At 38.7% G+C, this 26,942-nt stretch carries 22 protein-coding genes and 3 tRNA genes; 14 read left to right on the forward strand and 11 right to left on the reverse strand.

Features of this window, described 5'->3' with window-relative positions:
* Positions 1-2: 2 nt before the first annotated feature.
* Positions 3-1,202, reverse strand: a complete 1,200-nt coding sequence (locus SG0102_RS03885) for an FtsW/RodA/SpoVE family cell cycle protein (RefSeq protein ID WP_125118742.1) — start codon at positions 1,200-1,202, stop codon at positions 3-5.
* A gap of 89 nt (positions 1,203-1,291) precedes the next feature.
* Here SG0102_RS03885 and SG0102_RS03890 point away from each other — a divergent pair, with 89 nt between their 5' ends.
* The 4 genes from SG0102_RS03890 (at position 1,292) to SG0102_RS03905 (ending at position 5,776) form a co-directional block, all read left to right on the forward strand.
* Positions 1,292-1,636: a hypothetical protein gene (locus SG0102_RS03890; RefSeq protein WP_125118743.1), complete on the forward strand. Its 345-nt coding sequence runs from the start codon at positions 1,292-1,294 to the stop codon at positions 1,634-1,636.
* Positions 1,637-1,981: 345 nt separating this feature from the next.
* Positions 1,982-4,240 (forward strand): formate C-acetyltransferase, encoded by a 2,259-nt coding sequence (gene pflB, locus SG0102_RS03895; RefSeq protein ID WP_125118744.1) that lies wholly within the window; start codon positions 1,982-1,984, stop codon positions 4,238-4,240.
* A gap of 52 nt (positions 4,241-4,292) precedes the next feature.
* Complete coding sequence (pflA, locus tag SG0102_RS03900) at positions 4,293-5,033, forward strand: pyruvate formate-lyase-activating protein (RefSeq protein ID WP_179951184.1); 741 nt, start codon at positions 4,293-4,295, stop codon at positions 5,031-5,033.
* Between the two features lie 77 nt (positions 5,034-5,110).
* Positions 5,111-5,776 (forward strand): Pr6Pr family membrane protein, encoded by a 666-nt coding sequence (locus tag SG0102_RS03905; protein WP_125118746.1) that lies wholly within the window; start codon positions 5,111-5,113, stop codon positions 5,774-5,776.
* Here SG0102_RS03905 and SG0102_RS03910 read toward each other — a convergent pair.
* The 4 genes from SG0102_RS03910 to pepT all read right to left on the reverse strand — a co-directional run bounded on the left by SG0102_RS03910 (position 5,773) and on the right by pepT (position 8,835).
* A complete protein-coding gene (locus SG0102_RS03910) occupies positions 5,773-6,138 on the reverse strand; it encodes a type III secretion system chaperone family protein (RefSeq protein ID WP_125118747.1) in 366 nt (121 codons plus the stop codon). The genes SG0102_RS03905 and SG0102_RS03910 overlap by 4 nt on opposite strands.
* Before the next feature lie 4 nt (positions 6,139-6,142).
* Entirely contained in the window at positions 6,143-6,595 is a 453-nt protein-coding gene (locus SG0102_RS03915) for a type III secretion system chaperone family protein (RefSeq protein WP_125118748.1), read from the reverse strand.
* A gap of 57 nt (positions 6,596-6,652) precedes the next feature.
* The gene (locus tag SG0102_RS03920) at positions 6,653-7,225 is read right to left on the reverse strand and encodes a recombinase family protein (protein ID WP_157982966.1); all 573 of its coding nucleotides are present in this window, start codon (positions 7,223-7,225) and stop codon (positions 6,653-6,655) included.
* A gap of 383 nt (positions 7,226-7,608) precedes the next feature.
* Entirely contained in the window at positions 7,609-8,835 is a 1,227-nt protein-coding gene (gene pepT, locus SG0102_RS03925; RefSeq protein ID WP_125118750.1) for a peptidase T, read from the reverse strand.
* A 109-nt stretch (positions 8,836-8,944) separates the two neighbouring features.
* Here pepT and SG0102_RS03930 point away from each other — a divergent pair, with 109 nt between their 5' ends.
* Both SG0102_RS03930 and SG0102_RS03935 read left to right on the forward strand, forming a co-directional pair.
* Positions 8,945-9,529: a ribonuclease H1 domain-containing protein gene (locus SG0102_RS03930; RefSeq protein WP_125118751.1), complete on the forward strand. Its 585-nt coding sequence runs from the start codon at positions 8,945-8,947 to the stop codon at positions 9,527-9,529.
* Complete coding sequence (locus SG0102_RS03935; protein ID WP_125118752.1) at positions 9,526-10,416, forward strand: exonuclease domain-containing protein; 891 nt, start codon at positions 9,526-9,528, stop codon at positions 10,414-10,416. The genes SG0102_RS03930 and SG0102_RS03935 overlap by 4 nt, the downstream gene beginning before the upstream one ends.
* 4 nt (positions 10,417-10,420) lie before the next feature.
* Here the strand turns inward: SG0102_RS03935 and SG0102_RS03940 are convergent, their stop codons facing one another.
* Positions 10,421-11,698 (reverse strand): hypothetical protein, encoded by a 1,278-nt coding sequence (locus SG0102_RS03940; protein WP_125118753.1) that lies wholly within the window; start codon positions 11,696-11,698, stop codon positions 10,421-10,423.
* A 181-nt stretch (positions 11,699-11,879) separates the two neighbouring features.
* Between SG0102_RS03940 and SG0102_RS03945 the strand changes: the two genes are divergently transcribed.
* The 3 genes from SG0102_RS03945 (at position 11,880) to SG0102_RS03955 (ending at position 13,695) form a co-directional block, all read left to right on the forward strand.
* Entirely contained in the window at positions 11,880-12,890 is a 1,011-nt protein-coding gene (locus tag SG0102_RS03945; protein WP_125118754.1) for a glycosyltransferase family 2 protein, read from the forward strand.
* Between the two features lie 50 nt (positions 12,891-12,940).
* The gene (locus tag SG0102_RS03950) at positions 12,941-13,600 is read left to right on the forward strand and encodes a phosphatase PAP2 family protein (RefSeq protein WP_125118755.1); all 660 of its coding nucleotides are present in this window, start codon (positions 12,941-12,943) and stop codon (positions 13,598-13,600) included.
* A gap of 18 nt (positions 13,601-13,618) precedes the next feature.
* Positions 13,619-13,695: transfer RNA gene (locus SG0102_RS03955), tRNA-Arg, on the forward strand.
* A 1,079-nt stretch (positions 13,696-14,774) separates the two neighbouring features.
* Here the strand turns inward: SG0102_RS03955 and SG0102_RS15530 are convergent.
* Together SG0102_RS15530 and SG0102_RS15535 are read right to left on the reverse strand one after the other, a co-directional pair.
* The gene (locus SG0102_RS15530; protein ID WP_197715069.1) at positions 14,775-15,434 is read right to left on the reverse strand and encodes a hypothetical protein; all 660 of its coding nucleotides are present in this window, start codon (positions 15,432-15,434) and stop codon (positions 14,775-14,777) included.
* A complete protein-coding gene (locus tag SG0102_RS15535; protein ID WP_197715070.1) occupies positions 15,391-15,816 on the reverse strand; it encodes a hypothetical protein in 426 nt (141 codons plus the stop codon). The genes SG0102_RS15530 and SG0102_RS15535 overlap by 44 nt, the downstream gene beginning before the upstream one ends.
* A 305-nt stretch (positions 15,817-16,121) precedes the next feature.
* Here SG0102_RS15535 and SG0102_RS03965 point away from each other — a divergent pair, with 305 nt between their 5' ends.
* The gene (locus SG0102_RS03965) at positions 16,122-17,525 is read left to right on the forward strand and encodes an alanine/glycine:cation symporter family protein (RefSeq protein WP_125118756.1); all 1,404 of its coding nucleotides are present in this window, start codon (positions 16,122-16,124) and stop codon (positions 17,523-17,525) included.
* A 183-nt stretch (positions 17,526-17,708) separates the two neighbouring features.
* Positions 17,709-17,784 (forward strand) — tRNA-Thr (locus SG0102_RS03970).
* Between the two features lie 267 nt (positions 17,785-18,051).
* On the opposite strand, the gene SG0102_RS03975 is transcribed toward SG0102_RS03970, so the two are convergent.
* Together SG0102_RS03975 and SG0102_RS03980 are read right to left on the reverse strand one after the other, a co-directional pair.
* Positions 18,052-18,129: transfer RNA gene (locus SG0102_RS03975), tRNA-Pro, on the reverse strand.
* Between the two features lie 143 nt (positions 18,130-18,272).
* The gene (locus SG0102_RS03980) at positions 18,273-18,887 is read right to left on the reverse strand and encodes a TetR/AcrR family transcriptional regulator (protein ID WP_157982967.1); all 615 of its coding nucleotides are present in this window, start codon (positions 18,885-18,887) and stop codon (positions 18,273-18,275) included.
* 149 nt (positions 18,888-19,036) lie between these two features.
* On the opposite strand from SG0102_RS03980, the gene SG0102_RS03985 reads away from it, so the two are divergent.
* From SG0102_RS03985 to SG0102_RS03995, 3 genes are all read left to right on the forward strand, one after another.
* Positions 19,037-21,103 (forward strand): efflux RND transporter permease subunit, encoded by a 2,067-nt coding sequence (locus SG0102_RS03985; RefSeq protein WP_125118758.1) that lies wholly within the window; start codon positions 19,037-19,039, stop codon positions 21,101-21,103.
* Positions 21,104-21,105: 2 nt separating this feature from the next.
* A complete protein-coding gene (locus SG0102_RS03990) occupies positions 21,106-24,843 on the forward strand; it encodes a beta strand repeat-containing protein (protein WP_125118759.1) in 3,738 nt (1,245 codons plus the stop codon).
* Between the two features lie 84 nt (positions 24,844-24,927).
* A complete protein-coding gene (locus tag SG0102_RS03995; protein ID WP_125118760.1) occupies positions 24,928-25,227 on the forward strand; it encodes a DUF4406 domain-containing protein in 300 nt (99 codons plus the stop codon).
* Between the two features lie 145 nt (positions 25,228-25,372).
* Here the strand turns inward: SG0102_RS03995 and SG0102_RS04000 are convergent, their stop codons facing one another.
* Positions 25,373-26,917, reverse strand: coding sequence for an L-lactate permease (locus SG0102_RS04000; protein WP_125118761.1), 1,545 nt, complete (start codon positions 26,915-26,917; stop codon positions 25,373-25,375).
* Positions 26,918-26,942 lie beyond the last annotated feature (25 nt).

Genomic DNA, 26,942 nt, shown 5'->3' on the forward strand with positions numbered 1-26,942 from the left:
TTTTAATAACCCTTGGCTGATAGGCTGGTAATTTTATTCATATGATCGATATCAAAGAAAATGCCCATCGCAAAGAGATAAGATAATAAGGAACTGCCGCCATAAGAAATAAGCGGTAAAGTAATCCCGGTAATAGGGGCTAAGCCTAAGACCATCCCGATATTCCAGACCTGCTGGAAAACCAGACAGCCAATCATACCCATTGTGTAGTGTTTATCACGTTCGTTATCACTGCGTAAACCAATGCGTAATAAGATGACATCGAAAGCGACGATCGCCGCAATCGTAATTAACGCGCCCACATAACCGAAGTCGGTGCAGATAACGGCAAAGATAAAGTCAGTATGCCCTTCAGGGAAACTCATGACAGAAGCTCTAAAGCCATGACCAAACCATGATGCGGTGCCATACGATAACATCGCAAACCATAACTGCATCCCCTGGTTGCCAGCGGTGCCTTCGGGGTCTAACCAGCCGTAGAAACGATCTAAGCGGTGACCGCTGATTAAAGAAGTAAAGATGCCATTATGATAAACGAATAAATAAGACATCAAGGCAATAATAATAGCCAGGGCGGAGAAGAAAAAGATAAACCAGCGCCCGTTCATGCCGCTCGAAATGAGAATGAAGAAGCAGGCCGCCGCCATAATCATAATGACCCCGGTATCATTTTCTAAGAGGATTAAAATAGCTGGCGGCAAAGCAATCTTTAAGACTTCGCTGATGTATTTTAATTCACTGTCACTGGTTCTGACTAAGACTTTATTATTAAACTCTTTCGTCATTTGCGCTAAGTACATGACCATAATAACTTTCATGAACTCAGAAGGCTGGAACGAGAAGACTTTAAAGTTATACCAGCAGGTTGACCCATTGACATATGAGGCAAAGGGAACAATATGGGTATGTAATAACTTGGTGTAACAGATATGGTCAATCGCCAGACCAATTAATAGGACCATAAAGATCCAATAGAGCAGCCGGATATTACGATAGAGCGTATCCATCCCCACTTTATAAATGGCAAAGGCGATTAATCCGCCAACCGCATAATAAGCCAGCTGCATGATCCACATACGATCCGGATTGGCAATATTTGTCATCACCGGGGCAGCTGAGGCAATGGTAAAAGTAGAAATGGCACACAACGCTAGTAATATCAATATTAATGGATGTTTTTTAACGGCCTCAAAGAAACTCATGGCCTCACCTCCAATTTTATTTCCATTTTAACTCGCATATAGTATACTATATTTTGTAGCTGTTTCAACAAAAAAACGAGGTGAAGATAATGGATCAAACAACTCTTATTGTGATTATTGTCGCATGTGTCATTGCGCTTTTCGTTATTGCTTATTTTGTCTCTAAAGCGCGTACGAAAAAGAAGGCGACGGAGTGTCCGATTGATTTAGAGGCGCTTTTTAAAGCCTTAGGCGGCGTGGATAATATTGTGAAGGCCGAAAGTACGCCTTCGACCTTAAGAGCCACTTTGGAATCACAAAACGGTATCGATCTTGATGCAATCAAAGCGTTAGGCGCTTCTGGCGTGGTCCAGGGAGCGGATTCGGTAACGATGATTTTTGGGAAAGCATCGGCGGCGATTGAAGCTGCCATGAATGCAAGACTAGGGAAATAAAAGCCCTGGTCTTTTTTTATCAGAAATGTGAAAAAACTTGCAAATAAGAAAGTCAATACTTTTGAAAAATGTAAGAAAAAAAGTTGAGGCTTTTTTATTACCATAAATCATGATGAAACGAATGGTAAAAATGGTATTAATACAAATTATATAAATAAATATATGAATAGACTAAATATTGATATGATGAAACGATATGTAAGCGTTGTAAGTAAGAATCATTACTGAATTTTCACAAGCAAAAGCATAGACATTTCTAAAAATTCATGGTAAATTAAATGAGTCAAAAGAATGTAAGTACTTACATTTACATTTTCGTTGGCAATCACTAGGAGGTAAACAATTATGGCAGAACGCTTTGAAAAAGAATGGGAAGGCTTCTTCGGGGATGCCTGGAGAGATGACATCAATGTCAGAGATTTCATTCAGAAAAACTATACAGAATATACTGGAGATGAATCTTTCTTAGCCGGCCCAACTGAGGCTACGAATAAGCTTTGGGGTGAATTACAGAAATTACAGAAAGAAGAACGTGCTAAAGGCGGCGTTCTTGATATGGAAACTGAAGTCGTATCAGGTTTAACAGCTTATGGACCTGGTTATATCAATGAAGATTTAAAAGATTTAGAACAGGTTGTTGGTTTACAGACTGATAAACCTTTAAAACGTGCATTCATGCCTTATGGCGGCATCCGTATGGCTGAACAGGCTTGTACAACTTATGGTTACCAGCCATCAGAAAAATTACATGAAATTTTCACAAAATATCATAAGACACACAACCAGGCTGTCTTTGATGTTTATACACCAGAAATGAAGAAAGCAAGACACTCACACGTGATCACTGGTTTACCAGATACTTATGGTCGTGGCCGTATCGTTGGTGATTACCGTCGTGTTGCTTTATACGGGATCGATTTCTTAATTGAAAAGAAACAGGAAGATTTCGCTAACTGCATCAGTGGTGATATGACTAATGATATCGTGCAGTTAAGAGAAGAAATCGCTGAACAGATTCGTGCTTTAAAAGGTATGAAAGAAATGGCCGCTGCTTATGGTTACGATATTTCTCGTCCAGCAAGCAACGCGAAAGAAGCGGTACAGTGGTTATACTTCGGTTACTTAGCAGCCATCAAGACACAGAATGGTGCCGCTATGTCCGTTGGTCGTGTTTCTACTTTCTTGGATATTTATATTCAGAGAGATTTATTAAACGGGACAATTGATGAAGCCCATGCACAGGAATTAATTGACCATTTAGTTATGAAATTCAGAATGGTTAAATTCGCGCGTATTCCTTCTTACAACGAATTATTCTCAGGTGACCCAGTATGGGCAACCCTGGAAGTTGGCGGGATGAGCAATGATGGTCGTTCATTAGTAACGAAAACATGTTTCCGTTTCTTACATACATTAGAAAACATGGGTCCATCACCAGAACCAAACTTAACCGTTTTATATACTGTTAACTTACCAACAAAATTCAGAGCGTATGCCTCTAAAGTATCCATCGCTACTTCATCAATTCAGTATGAAAACGATGAAGTCATGAGACCTGTATGGGGCGATGACTATAGCATCTGCTGCTGTGTATCGGCAACGCAGACGGGTAAAGAAATGCAGTTCTTCGGCGCTCGTGCTAACTTAGCAAAATGTTTAACTTACGCAATCAATGGTGGCGTTGATGAAAAGAACCATGAACAGGTAGGTCCTAAATATCGTCCAATTACTTCTGAATACTTAGATTATGATGAAGTTATGGAAAAATTCGATGATATGATGGAATGGTTAGCTGGTTTATATGTCAATACTTTAAATGCCATCCAGTATATGCATGATAAATATTACTATGAAGCAGCGGAAATGGCTTTAATCGATACGGATGTACGTCGTACTTTCGCAACAGGGATTGCTGGTTTCTCACACGTTGTAGACTCAATCTCAGCTATTAAATATGCCAAAGTTAAAACTGTTCGTGATGAAAACGGCTTAGTTGTTGATTACGAAACAGAAGGTGAATTCCCAAGATATGGTAATGATGATGACCGCGCCGATGATATCGCGGTATGGTTATTAAAGACTTTCATGAACAAGATCAAGAAACATCATACATATAGAAATTCAGAACCAACAACTTCTATTTTAACAATCACTTCTAACGTTGTTTATGGTAAAGCTACTGGTGCTCTTCCTGATGGAAGAAAAGCTGGTGAGCCATTATCACCAGGGGCTAACCCAGCATACGGTGCAGAACAGTCTGGTTTATTAGCTTCATTAAACTCAGTTGCTAAATTACCATACGAATATGCTTTAGATGGTATCTCAAATACACAGACGATCAACCCATCTGCTTTAGGTAACGAAGATGAAGAAAGAAAATATAACTTAGTGTCTGTCTTAGATGGTTACTTCAAGAAAGGCGCTCATCACTTAAATGTGAATGTCTTCGGTACAGAAAAACTGATCGATGCGATGGAACATCCAGAAAAAGAAGAATATGCTAACTTCACGATCCGTGTATCTGGTTACGCCGTTAAGTTCATTGACTTAACACGTGAACAGCAGTTAGATGTTATCTCTAGAACTTGCCACGATCATTTATAAAATCATAAAGGCCTCAATCGAGGCCTTTTTACTTGAAAGTTGAGGAAATATCATGGAAATTTTAGGAAAAGTCCATTCTATTGAAAGCTTTGGCTCCGCTGATGGACCAGGTGTCAGATTCCTGATCTTCTTACATGGCTGTCCCTTACGCTGCCAATTCTGTCATAATCCCGATACCTGGGGTTCGCAAAAGTTTACCGAAGAAACAGCGGATGCTCTACTGAAAAAAGCTGTTCGTTATAAGGACTACTGGGGGACAAATGGCGGAATCACGGTATCGGGCGGAGAACCGCTTTATCAGATTGATTTCTTATTAGATTTATTGAAGAAAGCAAAAGCCCAAGGCATTAATACGTGTATTGATACGTCCGGCGGCTGTTTTACCCATGAAGGAGAATGGTTTGCAAAGTTTGAAGAACTGATGCAGTATACCGACTTGCTTTTATTAGATATCAAAGAAATCAATAATGAGCGCCATAAAGTCATTACTGGGAAAGAGAATACCAATATCTTAGAAATGGCTCGCTATTTATCAGATATCAAGAAGCCGGTCTGGATCCGACATGTCTTAGTTCCGGAAAGATCAGATTATGATGAAGACTTAAAGGCTTTACATGACTTTATTGAAACGTTAGATAATGTGCAGCGCGTAGAAGTCTTGCCTTATCATACTTTAGGTGTTTATAAATGGAAAGAATTAGGGATTCCTTATAAATTAGAAGGGATTGACCCGCCAACCCCGAAGCGCGTTGCCAACGCTAAAGCTCTATTACATACAGATGAGTACCACTAATGTGGTACTTTTTAAATATCAAAATAAATTGACATAAGAAATAACCTATGATAAAAAGATAGGGAGGTGAAGGAAAATTGAAAGTCAAAAGAATAAAATGGCTTTATCGCTTACTCTATATCATGTTATTAACCTATGGTTTATCCTTAGATTATGCCAGCTGGCTCAATCATCCGCATAATGAATTTCTGGTATACTATACTTCGCAGTCTAATCTCTTATGCCTGGGAATGATGATACTTTTATTTGTTCAAACAACCAGAGAACTATTAATGAAAAGGGAAAGTGGACATTTACTGGTGGTGCCGCAGTATCTCATCAGTATTTATATCCTTATAACCTGCCTGATTTATAATGTCTTATTAGGCAATCCCTTTTCAGCTAGTTACTGGACGCGTAACAGCTATAACTGGATCATCCATTTGGCTGGACCAATCCTCTTTATCTTAGATTTCTTTTTGTTTAGTAAAGCGGGAAAATTAAAAAAGACCACGCCGTTATGGATCATCATTTATCCTTATATCTACGTGCTCTTTATTTTAATAAGAGGGATCATGTTAAATCATACTTATCATGGTCATATTCCCGCTTCTTATGTTGTTTATCCTTATTTCTTCTTAGATGTCAGTCATTTAGGATATTCTGGGGTTTTCCTATGGGTAGGGATATTAACGATTGTCTTTATCGCTTTGGGTTATCTCTTCTACGCCATTGATCGCCTTAAAACACCAAAAGCAGCCTAATCAGCTGCTTTTTTTAATAAGGCAAGATCAACAAGAGGGGCATTACAGAGATGCTCTAATAGCGCTAAAGAATAGGGGCGCTGATTGAGATCGACACTTGCGCGATAGTAAAGCGTATTTGTCTTTTGATCATAATCAAAATTACCATAGGTAGTTTCTAAGTTGACATCGTTAATTAAATCCGGAATATTTGAATAATGGCCCTTAATTGTAGTCACTAAGAAGAGGGCATGCGCTTTGACGATGAGTTTTAAAAGATCACAATCTTCTTCCTGATGAGCAATGTAAAAGATGTTGCCTTGCTGCTGATAGGTATGTCCTGTTAAATACTTCTTTGTCTGTGTTATTAATATTAAATCCATAGTCTTACCTCGCTACAAAATCCATTGCCTGCGCTGGCGTAAGGATACCAGAGAGCAGATAATAAAGGGCACTCGCTACGCCATAAGCACCAAAAAGGCGAATACCGGTCATAATACTTTCATTAATGACTGCATCGGAAGGAAAGGAATCAGCACAGTCGACTTTGATAATATGGCTCATTAAACCGTTGCTTTTGTTTAAGGAAAAATAACCATATTCCATGGTCACATTCAGACGGGTAAAAAAGTCGATTACCATTGGAAAGCCCGCTTCTTTAAGCGGCATCGGTAAACTGGTCTGCACCATATAACTGTCTTCGTTAATGAAGAGAAAAGAAGTTAAATGGGTAAATTTACCTTCAATGGTAAAATCAAAACAAAGCGTATCATCAGTCAGCTGCTTATAATGAATTTGCTCTTTTGTTAAGTAATCACAAAGTTTGTCATAAATTGTCATAATATCACCGCTGGTATTATAACAAAAAAAATAAAGGTCGCAAACGACCTTTATGCGTTAGTTCTTATTCTGCATTTCTAACTGTTCCGTGTATTCACGGCAGTGTCTGAAGAATGTAGAAGTATTCATACCGATGGCTGCGGCAGCTTCCTTGATTGGCAGCTTTTTCGCTTTCCAGAGATAATAGTACTTCTCGAAGTTTTCTGGGTTTTTCACTTTCCGACGACCAAATTTAACACCGTTAGCTTTGGCTTTCTTCATACCAGAAATCTTCTTCTGGTTCAGGTAGAAATTGTTCATTTCATAACCGGCTTCAGCGATGTGGATCATAATGTCTTCCTGGTCGTCAGTCGCGTATTCCCCCGTGCTAAAGAAATCATCAACGATAACTTTGAACTGAACGCCCATTTCATATAACCGATGCCAGCGTGTCACAAAATCTTTCCAGTCGGAAGCTAAATCGTGGATCTGGTAGAGAACAAGAGTATCGCCATCCGAAATCTTAGTGAGTAATTCTTCATAACCAGCGTTGTTTGCGTAGAGATTTTCTGCGCCAACTTCTTCCATCAGCAGCGTTTTTTTATGATCTGAATTTTCCATCAAAAAATCTGTAATAAATCCAAATCTCATATGTGTACCCTCCTTTTCGTGTTGAATTATAAACAGGTGATTTCCCTCATAGATAATATAGCACAATTGTAAACGAAAAACACAAAAAAATGATGTATTTACAAAATTAGCAGTCCTCTTGGTAACATAAATTATCTTCATCATTACAATGTAATTTAATTTGAGATAGTAAAAAAAGGTATTGAATCGACATGTTAAATAAATCATAAAAACAATACAGTAATAAAAAAACATTGATCATAAGAAGGAAAAATGAAATCTCATTAAATATAATTAGCATAAATAGTAATTATTGATAGAAAATATGATAATACTGCTTGTTGTTTCATTATATAGCGATTTCGAGATAATTTCAAATATTAAAAATGGCACATGATGTGCCATTAATAGATGTTGCGGGTATTATTGCGCAGTATCGCCAGAAGCAATTCTACGGCTTTTTTCATTTCGGTGAGATCACAGTATTCATAAGGACCATGATAGTTATAACCGCCGGTTCCTAAGTTTGGTGTCGGTAATCCTTTTAAAGAGAGGATCGCTCCATCGGTGCCGCCGCGAATAGGGCTAGCCTTAGGCGTTAAACCAACATCTAACATCGCTTCAGAAACCTGATCGACCACTTCTGGATACTGTTCGATGACCGATTTCATATTTTCATACTGCTTTGTAAAGGTGATCTCGATAACGTCGCCATATGTTTCATTGAGATATTCCGCTGCCCGGTTCATACGATTCAGTAAGACTTCCATCTTTTCTTCATCGTGTTCACGAATAATATAGCTTAAATGACACGAAGACACATCACCGCTCATATTATGGAGGTGGATAAAGCCTTCATAATCAGAGGTGTATTCCGGACGATCATGTTCCCCCAGTAAAGCATCAAAATAACGTCCTAAGGTAATGGCATTGACCATTTTTCCTTTCGCTGCCCCAGGGTGATAAGATTTCCCGGTAATGATAACTTCGGCTTTATAAGCATTAAAGTTTTCATAGGCAATTTCATCGATTGGACCACCATCGACCGTATAGGCATAATCGGCACCAAAACGGTCGATATCAAAGTGTTCGACGCCGCGGCCGACTTCTTCATCAGGAGTGAAGGCCACGACGATATCGTGATGTTTAAATTTAGGATGACGATAGAGATATTCAGCCATAGTCATAATAATGGCGATACCGGCTTTATCATCCGCGCCTAATAAGGTATTGCCATCAGTGGTAATGAGATCGTGATGGACCTTATTTAATAAAGGGGTCTCAAATTCTGGATCGAGTACCATCCCTTTTTCTTTATTAATGGTAATAATCGAACCATCATAATCATGGATGACCTGGGGATGAATATCATGCCCCGGTGCATCAGGTGATGTATCCATATGGGAAATAAAACCAATGACATCTCCTTTGGTATCGGTATTCCCAGGAATACGGCCATAAACGATACCATATTCATTTCTTTCAATATCTTTGAAGCCTAAAATCTGCATTTCTTCCTTTAAAAAATCAGCTAAATTGAGCTGCTTCGCCGTGGATGGCGACTGCGTAGAGGCTTCATCAGACTGGGTATCAAAACTTACATACTTTAAAAATCTATTTTCTATTTTCATATCTTAAACCTCTTTTCCATTATAAAGAATTTTCTATTCCTTCTCAACAAATTGTCTAGACAAAATTGATGATATTTTTTATGATGATAGGCGAAAGAGAGGGCGTGCCATGAAATATTATGCAGTAAAAAAAGGACGAAAAACCGGGATCTTTACCACCTGGGATGACTGTAAAGCGCAGGTAAATGGCTATAAAGGGGCGGTTTATAAATCATTTTCCACGCGTAGTGAAGCTCAGGCATATTTACAGGCAGCAACGCAGACAAAGGCGCCGGAAGGTTTAGTGGCTTATGTTGATGGCAGCTTTAATGCGAAAACGCATGTTTATGGGTATGGCTGTGTCATAATGGAACAGGGGCAGGTGATCAAAAAGATCTATGGCAAAGGGACGCATCCCGACTATGTCGGCATGCGGAATGTGGCAGGAGAGATTTTTGGCTCAGAAGTGGCTATTGAATATGCAATTGCCAATGGCTATCAGCATATTAGTGTTTACTATGATTATATGGGTATTGAAAAATGGGCTAATGGCTCATGGCAGGCTAATAAACCAGGGACTAAAGCTTACGCCGCTAAAATCAAGGAATATAAAAACCATATTACGATTCATTTCTGCAAAGTCTTAGCGCATTCCGGTAATACGTATAATGATATGGCTGATGCCTTGGCGAAGAAAGCTGTTGGGATTGTATGAGCGAACGCATCACGGTCTTTGATATAGAAGTGCTCAACGGCGATCCCGCTTCTGTCTGCTCCATTGGGATTGTCGAATTATTAGACCGGCAAATTGTTAATACCTACTATTCCCTTATTCGTCCAAAGAATTTAAGCTTTGATGTCTATCGTTATAATGTGCATCATATTCGCATTCAGGATTTAAAAAAGGCGCCATCTTTTAAGGAAGTATGGCAGGAGATTGCCGTTTACTTCGATCATCGGGTTGTCGTTTCCCATGATGTTCAGGGCGATATGGCTGCTTTACGGGCAGCGATGAAACGTAATAAAATCGCTTATCCAAGCCTACAAATGAGCTGTACCAATGTGCTAGCCCATTTGCTGGAGCCGCAGTTAGAAAAATATAGTGTGACTGATTTATGCCAGTATTATGGCATTCCTATGGCTCAGGCTCATCATGCTTTAGCGGATGCACAGGCCTGTGCAAACATCCTTATCAAATTATTAGAAAAAGCGCATATGCCGAGTTTAACGGTCTTACATGAAGCCTATCATATTGCCTTCGGGGAAATGCATGCCAACTATTATCGCAATATCATTTCTCCGGAGCATGCGGCTTCGGTCTCGCCGCAAAAGCATGCCTTAACCAATCTCTCGATCGCTTTTACCGGCAATTTACTTACCAGTAAAGAAGATTTACATCGCCAGTTAGATCAGGTGAAAGCTTATTATAATCGGGAAGTCAATTCGCATACGTCTTACTTAGTGATTGGCAGCCTGGGTTATCGGAAGGTGCGCTATGGCAAAGAAAACCGTAAGGTGCTTAAAGCCATTGCGCTGCAAAAAGAAGGGCAGGACCTTCAGATTATTCATGAAAAAGAATATCTCCAGTTATTAAAAAAGTAGAGCCTTATGACTCTACTTTCTTGATATACTGGTAATCTCTGACACCCAAGAGACCATTTTTGACTTGGATTGCCACCTTATCACCAGGCTTTAAAGATAACGCTTCTTTCTCCGTAATCATAATGCGGTTATAATGTGGGACATCATAATACACCTGATAGCCGCTGGAGATTTTCTTAATGGCTTTGATGGTGACTTTCTTTTCATCGATATTCGTATTAAAGAAGCCGTTACGCTCATAGATCGTGATTTGATCACCCGGTTTCTTACCTTGCCCGGCTTTTGTCTTTACCACCGTTTGAAGGTGATCAACTGAGGTGATATATTTTGCATTATAAACACTGATCATTTTGGTGTTTTGAACATTAACACTGGCGACTTTTCTGGTAATCGTTGTCGCTGATAGAGAAATGTTGACATTGAGGGTGATGAGCAGTAAAGGAATATCAATCATCATAAAGATGACAAATAACAGATCGTGACCAATCATCCGAATATGTTCATGAAAAATATAAACGACAAAGATCATGATGAAAAGAAAGAGTGATGCGGTAATAATAGCATTCATCGAATCAGTGCTATGAATAAAGAAAATATCCCCTAAACCTATGAATGCAGGAATGACCATACTTAATAAGTAGCCAGCGCGATGAGCCATGATTTCTTCTTTCTTATTGATCACTAATAAGTAACAATAATAGAAGGCATAAAACAGCGGCATGACTATTGATAACAAAAAGCAAATAAAGTGATAACGATAGAGCCCATTGGCAAAGGCAATGATATAAGCTAAACCAATGAAACTGGTGAGGCCAAAAATGAGAGAAGAGACTTTTGGCTGCATCAGTTTTTCTAAAGCAAAGTGTTCAACCGTTTCTTCAATCCCTAAAGAAACGTCTTCTAAGTGATTGTTCATGGCAATGAGATCATTACTTTGGAAGTAGAATTCATTTAGGGTAAATAAAGTCTGATCGCCCTGACAGAAATAGAGACGATTATTGATTTCTTTCACCTGGCTGATATTTTTATAAGGATAAATCTTCTTTTTGTACATAATACCATTTTTGCCTAAAGACAAAGGGTCTTTGATATGCCTTTGGGCATATAAAACACCGATAAGCAAGAATACAATGATGAGGCCATAAAGCACTTTTAAGCCGATGGCGATGCTATCAATCATTAAAAATATAGCTGGAATCATCATCACTATTGCGGCGATGCGGATAAATTTCATAAAACTTTGAACATAAGGGTGATAGGATAAAACAAATTCTTCTTTCATAAGAATCTCCTTTCGCAAATATAATTACTATCATAACGCAAAGTGGTGATGAATGTCTAAAAAGAACATATTATGAAAATAGAAAGATGTTCATTTCTATGTCGAAAAAATAAAAAAGTGCAAGAAACGTTGAGACAATGCATAGTATTTGATACAATAGCTCTCGTTAGGAGGTAGCAAAATGAAACTACTGACTGTAGCCATTCCTTCTTATAATTCAGAAGCATATATGGCTCACGCTATTGAAAGCCTGCTGGGCAGTAAAGAAGATTTAGAAATCCTGATCATTGATGATGGATCAAAAGATCGTACCGGTGAAATCGGTGATGACTATCAGCGTAAATATCCTGATACCATTCGTTGTATTCATCAGGAAAATGGCGGACATGGCGCTGCCGTGAATACGGGTATTCGCAATGCCACAGGTAAATATTATAAAGTTTTAGATAGTGATGACTGGTTTGATGGAGAAGCTTTAAAGAAAGTAATCAGTACTTTAAAATCCTTAGGGGATGAAGGTGTTGATATGTTTATTGTCAATTATGTTTATGATAAACCAAGTGATCATAAACATAAAGCGATCCATTACTGGAATGCTTTACCCCGCAATAAAGTCTTCCACTGGTATGATATGCGACCATTATTACCAAGTCAGAACCTGTTAATGCATTCGGTGATCTATCGCTTAGATGTCTTAAAACGCTGTGGCCTAGAATTACCAAAACATACATTCTATGTCGATAACTTATTTGTGTACGAACCATTACCATATGTCGATACAATGTATTATTTAGATGTCAATCTGTATCATTATTTCATTGGCCGCGCTGATCAGTCAGTGAACGAAAGTGTCATGATTGGGCGAATCGATCAGCAGATCGCCGTCAATAAACGGATGATTGATGCCGTTGATATCATGTCTTTAAAATCACGGATGTTAAGATATTACATGATTCATTACTTAACGATGATTACGACAGTTACGACAGTCTTATTAACGAAAGCCGGCACCGACGAAGCCCTTGCTAAACGCGTCGATCTCTGGAACTATTTACAGGAGAAACGTCCTGAAGAATATCATGCAATTCGTCGCACTCTGCTTGGCAATGCCATGCGATTACATGGCCGCCGCGGCAATAAAGTGATGATGAAGGCTTATGCCATCGCCCAGCGCATCTTCGATTTCAATTAAGAGGTTGTTTTCCAATCTCTTTTTTGTTAGAATCGAAAAAGGTGAAAAAAATGAAAGAAAAAATCATAGCATTTTACGAAAGTCATAAATATATTTGGATCGTTGCCGTTTATTTCATTGGCTATCTGCCATGGTACTTTGGTATTCAGCAGCGTGATCCTAGTCATTTCTTTGATATGCATGTGGCTTTGGATTCGATAATTCCTTTTGTCCCGGCATTTATTGATATTTATATGTACTGGTTCCTCTTTGTCTTTGGCACCGGCTTATTTGTCTTCCTTTATAACAAAGAAGAATTTTATAAGTTCTGTCTGATGCTCTTTGGTGGGATGACTATTTGTCTGATCATCTTTACGATCTTCCCGACAACCTTTAATTATCGCCCAGCGCATATTTATGGAACGCCAGTTCAAAGATTCTTTTTGCATCTTGTTTATAGTGCTGATAAACCAACCAACGTTTTCCCCAGCATCCATGTCTATAACTCTTTAGGCTGTGCCATTATTCTCACTCACAGCAAATTATTTAAAGGGAATAAAAAGATGTTTGCATTTGCCTGGATTAGTGCTATTCTTATTACGTTATCAACGATGTTTGTAAAGCAACATTCCTGCATGGATGCCTTAGCGGCAGTCATCATCTGCTTTGTCATGTATCACATCGCTTATGGTCCTTTTGATCGTTATCGTCAAAAGGTCAATCATCAATAACATCTCTGATGTTATTCTGTCATCGTAGCTCAGCTGGATAGAGCATTCGCCTCCTAAGCGAAGGGTCGTGCGTTCAAATCGCATCGGTGACGCCAATGTCTATGACGGAAGTTATGTGGACTTCCGTTTTTTATTTGATTTAGGATCAATAAATCTTGAACAGATGACGATATGCAATCAACTGGGGGTTGAGGATGTTAGATGGCTGGCAGTTTCCAAATAATTGTGGAGATATACTCGTTATCTTGGAACCGAAAGCTTTAAAAGCTGTTCGTAGGGAGGATATTCTAAAATTTTAAAATCGTTGTAAGCCTGTATGAACATGTCGCCGGTATTATACAGCGGCAATGATGTCCACGTATTTCAAGGTGCTGGCTGCAAAAAAACGGTATAATTTTGCGGAATATACATCACTTTCACTTATGCATTAACAAAATGGATGAACGACTGCTCACCATATGGTTTAAAACCGGCGCTTTCGTGATACAGCAATATGACGTACTGATGGTGATTATTTATCGTTTGCGGCATCTATCAGCCTGTCTCTCATTCGCGACAAGTGTCTCAAAAGGCGTTTCTTAGACTAAAAGATTTTCTAAAAAACATCGCTTTTAAACAGTATAAAGAAGAAAATGGATTTATTTTTAAGAAGTTGAATATAAAACTTGAATGAAATCTTATTTTCCTGTAACATGTTCGTGTGCTAGATCCTCAAAGTTGAGCGGCCAAACTCATTTGGCTTTGAGGATCTGTGCCTTTCTAAAAATTGATAGGTTTGTTTTATCACATATCATAGCGAAACGATGAAGGTTATCACAATGTGCGGTTTCTAACCGCACGAATGATAACCTTTTTATATTATGAACTTGTTATTAAGTTGTTTCAATTTGCGGTTTACGAGCTAAAAGTAAATTACACACTGTGCGGGTCCACAGCAAGTGACGAATTGGTCATAGGTTTTGCGAAGACTTTTGGTATAGAGGAGCATGATAGGTTGTATTCTCAAATGTTCAGCTTTTATATTATCACTTTTGATGATGACCTTCTATGTACTTGCTTTGAAAAGTCTTTGTAAAGATGGAAAAAAGTAACGCTGATTTTACCTTATAAAAATGAAAAGTACAGTCTATTCAGTTTGTACTTTTCAAAAAATTCTCAAATGGAGAGTAGAGTACTATTCATCGAAAAATTGATTGTCCATAAACACTTCAATGCGCGGTAAAGTGAGTTTCACTTTTCCGTATCCATCAGACTGAATCAGGCCTTGACGGATGAGTCGCTGACGATAAACAGAAAATGCGCTGCTTGACATCGATAAGGAATCTCTAATGTCTTTAACACGGCCTGTCTTTGATGAACCAATTGCCATTAAGATCTTTCTTTTCACCGGGGATTGCTCCTGCCAAATCTTACTGTAGACATATTCATCCATATATACATCAAAGGAATTTAACACTTCTTCTGTGATATGTTTTGTTCCATTTTTAAAGCAAAGATAACCAGTCACTTGATAAGCGTAAGGATAGCCTTTCGTAAGGTTAGCCATTTCTCTGGCTTCTTCCAAGGTGTTTTTAAAAATCCCTTGATATTCTACAACCATAGCTGTTGTATTTAATGGACTTAAAGTGATTTTTGGCGCACGATATAAAAATGTGAGTGTCTTAACGTTTTGTAAATCGTAAATATTTTCATATAACCCTGTCATGAGTAAATAAACGGGATAATGTTCTCTAAGCAAAATTTGGAATGTGCTGGCAAATGTTCTCATGGTCTCTGAGTTCACAGCTTCATCAACTGAAATGAGTATTTTTTTTGTTTTTTTTCTTAACGACATCAAGCATTCTTTCAATGGCGGTGCTCAAATCAGTGATGGGAGGTTCACCGTTAATTTCTATGCCGATCCCCAAATGAGAAAAATTGAGTTTTGCAAGATTGAAGAAGCTTCTTAACTTTTGGTGATTATAGAGTTTCGCCGCAAAAGATTGCAGCAAGTTTGTTTCAATGCTTAAATCAAAAACAATCCAGCCCTGATCTCTGAAATAATCTTCAATATCTGTAAGGAATACAGTTTTACCTGATCCTCGTAAACCAGTAATCATATACAAATTACTGGTTGATGGGTTGGCGTTGAAGCTATGAATGATTTCATCTTTCAGTGTGTTTCTAGAAATATAGCTTGTTGGTTTGATCCCAAAATTTAAAGTGAATGGATTCATCAATTAAACCACCTTTTTACATTATGAATTTATCTTTTGTTATAACTTGTTATAACTTTATAATTTTGTTATAACTTGTTATAACTTTACTTATGCTTTATTTTATTTTGTGTTTCCTGTCGATGAAAGAAATTGAAAAGTTCAGTTTGATTTCGTAAAAGCGAATAGCTGATTATAATGTACAGGATTGTTGGTATGCGCGCTCCCTTTTACCGGTCACATTCTTGTTCAAAAAGAAAATGCGTGCAATTTTAAGCACTTTTCGGTATACTGAACATTGTATACAATAGAAAGGAGATTTTGCAATGCTACAATTTCTTAAAGCAATGGATAATGTTATGTATTATCCCATTTTACTGATTGTGCTTGGCTTTGCAGCATTCTACTTCACGGGACGAACGCGCTTTGTACAAGTGCGTCATTTTCGTGAATCATTACGAATTATCTTTGAAAAACCAGCCGATGATCGTGCTGTTTCATCTTTTCAGGCCTTGATGGTATCGACGGCATCCCGCGTGGGGACGGGCAATATTGTCGGTGTTTCAACAGCGATCTGTATGGGTGGACCGGGAGCGGTTTTCTGGATGTGGCTGTTAGCCTTTTTTGGTGCTTCCTCAGCTTTTGTTGAAAGTACCCTGGCGCAGATTTTTAAGAAGAAGAATAAGGAAACAGGGGAATATTTTGGTGGCCCTGCTTATTATATCGAGACCGCTTTACATTCTAAGTTTTTTGCCGGTGCTTTTGTCGTTTTTCTGATTTTAACTTATGGGGTTGGCTTTAATATGCTTGCCAGCTTTAACCTGCAGTCAACTTTTGCGGCGTATGAATTCTATCATCCGCAGAACACACCTCTTTATATTGGTGCTATTCTTGCACTTCTGGTGGCGATCGTGCTTTTTGGCGGGGGCAAACGTATCGTCCGCATTACCGAAATTGTTGTCCCGGTGATGGGCGTACTGTATGTCTTAGCTTCCCTCATTGTTTTACTAGCCCATGTGACTATCATTCCTTCAGTGGTGCATTTGGTTATTCAGGATGCCTTTAACTTTAAGGCCATCTTCTCCGGAATGGCTGGCAGCTGTATGATTTATGGCATTAAACGTGGCTTATATTCTAATGAAGCTGGGGTTGGTTCAGCCCCTAATGCCAGTGCTTCGGCCGATGTGACTCATCCTGTGAAACAGGGGTTAGTGCAGATGTTATCAGTGTATATTGATACCTTATTACTCTGTAGTGCGACAGCTATTATGTGTCTCTCTTCAGGTATTTTACCATCTGTTAAACTCTCAGGTGCTCCTTATGTGCAACAGGCTCTCTCAACTGTTTTTGGCTCTTTTGGCCCAATTTTTATTACCATCGCCATGATTTTATTTGCCTTTACAACTTTAATTGGTAATCTTTATTATGTCGATAATGCGGTGGCTTATTTGAATCATAAGAAGAAGCCTGGTAAAGGGGCGATGACCATTATTCATATCATCTGCGTCCTGGTGATTTTTGTCGGAGCTGTTGTTCCGATGGATGCAGCCTGGGCCCTCGCGGATATTTCTATGGGATTAATGACTCTCATTAATTTGCCTGCCTGCTTCCTGTTAAGTTCCATCGTCATTCATGCTTTGCGTGATTATGAAGAAAAACGTAAGACGGTTGAACATCCTGCTTTTAAAGGGGAAGATATCGGATTATACGATCTCGACTGCTGGCAGTAAGAACCGTTTAAGATCCAGAATATACAGTAACTGCACTGTTTTCTGGATCTTTATTTTATGCATTATGATCGTATGCTTATCTTTTGTTTAAGAATGCACATATCATGCTTTTGTTTAAGAATGCACATATCATGCTTGACGACACTAAAAATATATGGTATAAATTCTATGCAAGAAATTCCTGCCGACATAGCTCTAACGGTAGAGCACATCCATGGTAAGGATGGGGTTGCCAGTTCGAATCTGGCTGTCGGCACCATAATTGTTGAGAGATAGAAAAGCGTTCTATCTTTTTTTATGCTTAAAGAGTGTATTATAAATAATGAAAACAAGCGCAGCGATGATTGTACCTATTGAGTGCTCATGGATATTGGCGAGGCAAATGATCTGGAAAGTGTGTGTACAATCAATCTTCATAACCTGTCTTTAATCGTGCATGAGATGCACAGTTATGCTGTAAAAAAACGAAATGAACGCAAAAAAAATAACACTTCAGGATAATAATCCTGGAGTGTTTTTTGTTACCTGGTCGGGAAGACGGGATTCGAACCCGTGGTCTCATACTCCCGAAGCATGCGCGATAACCAAGCTTCGCTACTTCCCGATGCGATCTTTATTATAGACCTTTTTGAGAAAAATGAAAATAGAAAATAATAAGAGCAGCGAGAAGCTGCTCCTATTATCCGCATATATTTAACTGTACGCGTTAACCTTAGCAAACTTCTTTCTAAAAATCAAGAATAAATTCTATCCTATATGTAGGATGGCACGAATCGATTTAAAAAGAAAGGGCTTGTAGGTTTCAATGTCGGTTGGAAATTTCTGTACCATGCAGCGATAGCAGGTACTGCCGACTAAATCCAAAATTGTGAAGAAGGTGATCTCAATATTCTCAATTGGCAAGTGTTCACTTTCCACGCCTTCCTTGAAAAGGGCATAGAGTCCTGTGGGTTCATCAGAAAAGAATTTTGATAATTCTGATGAATAAAATCCCAATGATAAGTCTTTATCAATAAATGTCAGAATTTCTGGATGCGCATTTAAATCTTCAATCATATGATTGATGACAAAAATGAGGCGATCCTCAAAACGAGGCAGAACTTTCTTTTCAAGATCAGTGATGGCATTAGAAAAGAGCTCAAGGGATTTTTCATTGACTAACTGGTCACGGATATCTTCTTTGTTTTTAAAATAAAGATAGAAGGTCCCCTTGGCGACACCGGCTTTATTGACAATATCGCTGATCGATGTCTTCGCAAAACCTTTGGTGCCAAATAACTGAAACGCATTATCAAGCAAACGGTGTTTCTTATCGGCTTTGTTCATTTCGATTTTGCTTTTAATTTCTTTGAGTGTTTCCATGTCCCACACTTCCTTCATATTTACTATAGAACAAAATTGACCGGTAGTCAATTTTCTTTTAGATATAATTGACCATTGGTCATTTTGGTGCTAGTATAGATGTGTAAAAGATGGCGGTTAGTCATTTTTATGGAGGCGAAATTGAATATATGAAAACCTTTTGTAAAGCAGTGACAAGAGGTCGATATGTAATTATTGCGATATGCTTATTGCTGATGATTCCAGCAGCCATCGGTTATAAGAATACCAAAATTAATTACGATATCGTTTCTTACCTTCCTAGTGATGTAGAGACTATGAAGGGTCAGGATATCTTGTCCAAAGAGTTTAAACAAGGTGCTTTTGCGGTTGTCATTACGGACAATATGAGCACCAAGCAGATTCTTAATCTCGAAGATCGGATTAAGGATGTCAAAACAGTCAACAAGGTTGGGAGTGTTTATGATATCTTAGGGTATTCATTCCCGGTACAGATGCTGCCAAGTGATATTGCCAGCAAAGTGCAAAAGGGGGATAAGAACCTGATTCTTGTCACCTTCACGAATTCGACTTCTGATGATGCGACATTAAAAGCAGTCGAAAAGATTCGTGGTTTAAAGAAATCCATTCAGGTTGCGGGGATGTCAGCCACAACATTGGATACGGCCCAGATCGCTAATAGCGAAGTTATTATGTATGTCATTATTGCCGTAGCCTTATGTTTGATTGTCCTAATGTTAACGTTGGATTCCTTCTTTGTACCATTCCTGTTATTAGGTAACATCGGCGTAGCCGTTGTTTATAACTTAGGATCTAACTTATTCTTAGGCCAGATCTCCTACATTACCAAAGCCATTGCAGCGGTATTACAGTTAGGGGTTACAATGGATTTCTCGATCTTCCTGTATCACAAGTTTGAGTACTGGAAGACGCAAAGAGATAATAAACTTGAAGCAATGGATGAAGCCATTGCCGAAACAATGATTTCCGTCATTGGTTCTTCAACGACAACGATTGCCGGGTTCTTAGCTTTATGTACGATGAAGTTAACCCTTGGGGTCGATATCGGTGTCGTTATGGCTAAAGGGGTCGCTTTTGGGGTTTTAACAGTCGTTACTTTATTCCCAGCGTTAGTCTTAGTCTTTGATCCAATCATTACCAAGACAGCCCATAAGAGCGTGGTACCAGACTTATCATTTATCAAACGTTTTGTCTTAAAACATTATAAGATTGTCTTAACCGTCTTTGTGATTGGTTTACCTTTATCTTATTATGCCCAGAGCAGAACTCAGAGTTACTATAACTTAACAGCCGGGCTGCCAAGTTATTTACCTGGTGTAAAAGCCAATGATGTCTTAAAGAAAGACTTCAAGATCGTTTCCCCATACTTCATCTTAGTTGACTCTAAAATGGATGCGACTGATGTGAAGAAGATGGTGGATCAGATTGATGATCTGAAAGGCATCGATATGACTGCAAGTATTGCCAAACTCTCTAGTCAGGGTATTACTGAAGATATGATGCCTGATGATATCAAAGATATGGTAGATAATGGCAAATATCAGATTATCCTATTGAGTTCTAAATATGATACTGCAACGGATCAGTTAAACAGTCAGATTGCTCATGTTTCTAAGATCGCCAAATCTTATGATAAACATGCGATTGTCGCTGGTGAAGGTCCATTGATGAGAGATATGGTTACCATTGCGGATACTGACTTTACAAACGTTAACTCAACATCTATTGGGGTTGTCTTTGTAATCATGTTATTCGTTTTAAAATCAATCTCATTACCAGTTTTATTAGTATTAGCGATCGAATTTGCGATCTTTATTAATATGGGTATCCCATTTATGATGGGCACAAAGATTCCGTTTGTAGCGAGCATCGTTATTGGGACCATCCAGTTAGGAGCTACCATCGACTATGCGATCTTAATGAGTACGAAGTATCTGGAAATCCGTCAGGGCGGCGGTGATAAAGTGCAGGCTGTTTCAACAGCGATGGATGCATCTTTACAGTCCATCTTCGTCTCTGCATTATGTTTCTTCGCAGCGACCGTTGGTGTCGGGATTTACTCATCTATGGATATGATCTCTACGATTTGTAGTATGATCTCACGTGGGGCATTAATCTCCATGATCGATGTCGCCTTTATCGCTCCATCATTATTATTAGTCTTTGATAAAGTCATTACACATACAAGTTTAGGTTTCAAGAAGAAAGGGGCTTAATTATGACAAACGTATTTAAGAAAGCTATTCCATTAACCGTGGCCTTGACAATGATGTCAAGTGTTCCAGTTATGGCCTATGAAAAGAATGAAACAGTTTATACCAAAATAAACAGTGACGGAACTGTCACTTATCAGATGGTTAATGAACATTTAACCAGCAATAAAAAAGAAACTATTAAGGATTATTCAGATTTAACAGATATCAAGAATACCTCTGGCAATGAAAAAATGACTCAGTCAGGTAATGATGTCACTTGGCAGTCAAAAGGCAGTGATATCTTCTATCAGGGGAAAACCACAACGGAAATACCTGTCAGTGTCACACCAACTTATACCATTGATGGTAAGAAAGTTTCTTATAAAGATGCCAAAGGTAAGAAAGGTCATGTTGTTTTAACCTTTGATTATAAGAATAATCAGAAACATCAGTTTGAAGGAAAGACCGTCTATACACCATTCCTTTGCTTATTAACAACTACCTTTGATTCAGAAAAGACCAAGAATTTAAAGGTTAACAATGGTAAGATCATCAACAATGGTCGTCGTGATTTATTAGTTGGTGTTTCATTACCAGGTATGCATGAAAACTATCCAGATATCAAACAGTTTGATGATTTCAACTCTATTAAGATTGAATATGATACAACTGATTTTGATCTTTCATCACTTTATTCAGTCGCTTCGCCAAAGCTTCTTGAAGAAGATGGTGATATCAATAAATTATTAGATAAAGTTACTGATAACTTTGATAAAGTCGATGATTTAGAAACAGCTACTCAGAAATTAGTCGATGGTTCTTCTAAATTATCATCAGGGGCTAAGACCTTAGCTAATGGTACTTCTACTTTATCAAATGGGACATCTCAGTTAGCTAACGGTACATCTTCTTTATCAAGCGGTGCTGGTAAATTAAGCAGTGGTGCTAAAACTTTAGCTAACGGTACTTCTACTTTAGCTACTGGTACTGCTAAGTTAGCTTCAGGTGCTAAGACTTTAGCTACTGGGGCAAATACTTTAACTGGCGGCGCTCAGAAGTTAGCTAAAGGAACTGGTTCTTTAGCTAAAGGGACTAAATCATTAGCTAAAGGTGCATCCTCCCTTTCAGCAGGTGCTAAGAAAGTCAATACAGGTGCTGGTACATTAGCTAAAGGCACTTCTTCATTACATGATGGTACGAAGAAATTAGCAACAGGTGCTTCTTCATTAGCAACCGGGGCAAATACCTTAACTGAAGGTGCTAAAACTTTAGCAACTGGTACTTCTACTTTAGCGAAAGGGACAAATTCACTTTCAACTGGTGCGACATCTTTAGATGATGGTGCTAAGAAAGTCAATACTGGTGCTGGAACATTATCAACCGGGGCTACTGCTTTACATGAAGGTACACAGAAATTAGCAACAGGTGCTGCTTCATTAGCAACTGGGGCGAATACTTTAACCGAAGGTGCTAAAACTTTAGCCAACGGGACTTCTTCATTAGCAACGGGTACAAGTTCATTAAAAGATGGTGCTGACAAAGTTGATGATGGTGCTCAGAAGGTTAATACCGGTGCAAGCTCATTAAAAGATGGTGCAGGTAAACTTGCTGAAGGTACAACAGCTTATTCTAAAGGCTTAACAGATTTACAGTCAGGCGCTAAACAGTTACAGACTGATGGAACTAAGAAAGTTGCCGCAGGTGCTAAAAAGTTAAATCAGAGTACAGCGCAGTTATTTGGTGCCGTTAAAGATCAAGCAAGCGATTTAAGTAAACAGTTAGCTGATAATCAAACAAATTTAGCAACTTTAAAGAATTATAATACCAATTCTGCAACTAAAATTAAGGAGTCATCAGAGACCCTTGATGCTACTATTACAGAATTGAGAGAAGCTGGTTTTACAATGCAGGATCTTTCAGCTGCAAATAATGCTGCAAATAATAAAAATAAGGAAGAACAACTTAAAAAATTAAATGCTGTTGCCGAGCAGTTAAAACAAGCGAGAACTAAACTCACTGCTTTAAATCAGAGTTTAAATGTATTAAGCGATGATTTAAAGAAAACGACAGTTTCAGGGGAAATTACAAAGATCAATGCAATTGAGAATGCTTTGAGCAGTAATTCTAGTCAGGTTACGGCTCCAACTGATGAAGAAGTTAAAAGTGCAGCATCTGCAATAACTGAAGCTTATAAAACTGGTGATCAAAGCAAGATTTCGGCAGCCATTACGAATTATGGTCAGTTATGCGGAAATCAGGGGGCTGCTAAAGTTGTTAACAATGTAGCCAAGGCTAAGGATCAGCTGAATGATGAGATTACCGCTTTGAATAAAATTGCTGAAAAGCAGAAAGATAATCAGAACACTATTAGTTCATATCAGGATCAAATCAAGAAGGATATTGATTCAATTAATGAATATTTAAATCAGATCAATAATAGCAAAGATACGATGGCTAAAGTTCAAAATTTAAATATTGATAGTGTAATGGCTAACCTTAATTCATTAAGCAGTAATTTGGATGAAATCAAGCAGTTACCAACATTATTAACAAAGAATAATGCAGCTATCGATAAGTTAAGTAGTAGTTTGCAGACTGTTAGCGATTCGATGAATAAGAAAGGTACTGATGCTAACTCTATGGGCTTAGTTCAGGCTATCGGGGCGTTAAATGATGGTGCAACTTCATTAGCAAACGGCGCTCAGGAAGTTTCTGATAACTATGATAAACTTGTAGATGGTATTGATACATTAACAAGCTCATTTGGTCAGATCTCTTCTGGAGCTACTGATTTATCTAATGGTGCGAAGACATTATCAGATGGTACTTCTTCATTAGCAACTGGTACTGCTTCATTAAAAGCTGGTGCTGCTCAGGTTAATGATGGTGCTTCTAAAGTGAATACAGGTGCTTCTTCATTAGCAAGTGGTGCAAATACCTTAAATGAAGGTGCTAAGACAGCTGCGGCTGGTGTAAACAGCGTCAATGATGGGGCTGCGAAACTTGATACTGGTGCGAAGACTTTAGCAAATGGTACTGCTTCATTAGCAACGGGTGCTAATTCGTTAAAGAGTGGTGCTGCGCAGGTTAATGATGGTGCTTCTAAAGTGAATAAAGGTGCTTCTTCATTAGCAAGTGGTGCAACGAAATTAAATGATGGTGCGAAGACTGCTAAAGCTGGTGTTGATACATTAAATAGCGGAGCTGCTAAACTTGATAGTGGTGCTTCAACTTTAGCAAAAGGTACGAAGTCATTAGCTACTGGTGCAGCGACATTAAATAGCGGTGCTAAGAAAGTCAATAATGGTACTCAGGAAGTTAATAACGGTACACAAACATTAGCGAATGGTGCCGTTAAGTTAAATAACGGTGTGAAGACAGCAGTTAATGGTGTCAATGCCGTGAATAGCGGAGCTGCTAAGTTAAATACGGGTGCTAATACATTAGCGACTGGGGCAGGTACTTTAGCTACTGGTGCTAATAAGGTCAATAGCGGTGCTCAGCAGGTCAACAGTGGTGCTGGTAAGTTAAATACTGGTGCTCATACGCTAGCGACTGGTGCCAATACCTTAGCGAAAGGTATGAAAGAATACAAGACTTCTGGTATTGATAAGCTGACTGGAGCTGCAAAAGATATCAAGAAGGATAAGAAGTTATTCGATCAGTTGAAGAAATACAGCGATGATTACAAGTATACAGCAACGAATAAAGATGCTAAGTATACGACAAGATTCGTGACAATTATTGAAAACAAGGACTAATACCTTTTTAAGAATCACAGTGAAAACTGTGGTTCTTTTTTTAATGAAAGAGTATACTTTAAGAAAAAGGGAGGTGGCTACTATATGAAAGTTTATATCTCACAGCCATATGCTTTTAAAAGTGATGAGGAAATTGTCAAAGTACGCGAGGATATTATTAAACAGTTACATGCTTATCTGAAAGATGTGGAGGTCTTAGATTCGGTTATTCAAAAGGAGCAGACGTTTGGCTTAAAACAGCTCTCTCAGAGTATTTTAGTACTCAGTGATGCGGATGCTATTATCTTTGCGCCCGGCTGGGAGAAGTCACGTGGCTGCCGGATAGAGCATACGATTGCCGAGGAATTTCATATTCCTATTATTAACTTACAAAAGAAGGATTAAAAGAAGGGGCACAGCATAAAGCGGTGCCCGTTTTGGCGTTAAAGGATTCATAGAAGGTATGATATGATGTTCTTATCTGATAGGCGATGACTATAATGGACTTGTAGGCATAAAAAAAACCAGAGATTATTCTCTGGCTCCTTTTTTAGATTAAACCAATTAATGGGAAAACGAAGCAGACGATGCCGCCGATCACAGTGAATAAAACTGTCCAAGGAACAACTTTACCCATAATTTCAGATTCACGACCAGCTAAGCCAACAGCGGCTGAACCGATAGCGATTGACTGAGGACAGATCATCTTGCCTAAACCTGCACCCATTAAGTTGCCGGCTGCTAACCAGTACTGGTTGGCACCGATGGCTTTGGCTGTTTCGACCTGAACTGCACCGAATAAGGCTGTTGTAGAAGTACCTGAACCAGTAACGAAACCACCGATTGTACCGATTAATGGTGAAATGAATGGGAAGGCTGAACCAGTAACGGCTACTAAGACTTTAGAGATATCACTTGTCATACCTGAGTAACCCATGATTTTTGCAACGGCTAAGACGGAACAGATAGTGATCATTGTTTTAACGTTAGAAGCTACTGTACGGCCTAAGACACGCATCATTGTACCAAATGGTGCTTTCTGCAGTGCACCACCTAATAAACCAGCTAAGAGGATTAAGACACCCGGTGTATCGATCCAATAGAAAGTTAATGTAGCAGGGTTCTTACCAGTATAGAAAGCAATCTTAGAGTTTGCTAAAGATAAGAAATCATGAATTGGTGCAACTAATGTTGATGTTAATAATAAGAATAAGAAAATGAAGATGAATGGTGACCAGGCGATGAAAGCATCTTTGGCATTGATGTCAAGTTTCTTACCTGAGGTTTCAACCATGTATTCTGGATTTTCTGGAGTTTTCATCTTTAATGCTAAAAGGATGACAACAACCATACATACGATCGCCCCAATGATATTTGCTAAATCTGGACCGATGACTGCTGCGACAGCATACTGTGGAATGATGTAAGCTAAGTCAGTGATGACGATAAAAGGAATGAGACCTTTTAAAGCTTTAGGACCTTTACCCATGATGATGACGGCAAAGAATGGAATTAAGAACTGAACAACTAACTGGATTAAAGCTACTTTGCTGGAAATACCAACAACGTTTAAACCAGTGATGTTAGACATCGTATTGGTTGGGACACCAACAGAACCGAAAGCTGTAGGGGTAGAGTTGATGACTAAGCAAGTGACAACAGCGATTAATGGATCGAAGCCTAAACCAACTAAGATCCCCGCAGGAATAGCGACAGCGGTACCGAAACCAGCCATCCCTTCCATGAAGTTACCAAAACCGAAAGCAATTAATAACATTAAGATTCGTTTATCTGTTGATACGCCGGCAAGCATCGCTTTGATCTTTTCCATAGCGCCTGTTTCAAGTGTTAAGTTATAAACAAATAAAGCAGCTAAGATAACGATAATGATTGGCCACAGAGCATTGGCAATCCCTTCTAAACCAGCCGTAGCGGCATTGAGAACGCTCATGTGTTTAATGTCGATGGCAATCAGGAAAGTTGCTACTAAAGCAATGACGCAGGCTTTCCATCCTGGCATCTTCAATACACTCATTGCCACAATCAGCCAGATGATTGGGAGCAGGGCAATGATAAATAAAACAAACATATTCATTTTTGAATATTCCCCTTTCTTCTCG

It is taken from the genome of Intestinibaculum porci, from assembly GCF_003925875.1.
Taxonomy (GTDB): Bacteria; Bacillota_I; Bacilli_A; order Erysipelotrichales; family Coprobacillaceae; genus Intestinibaculum; species Intestinibaculum porci.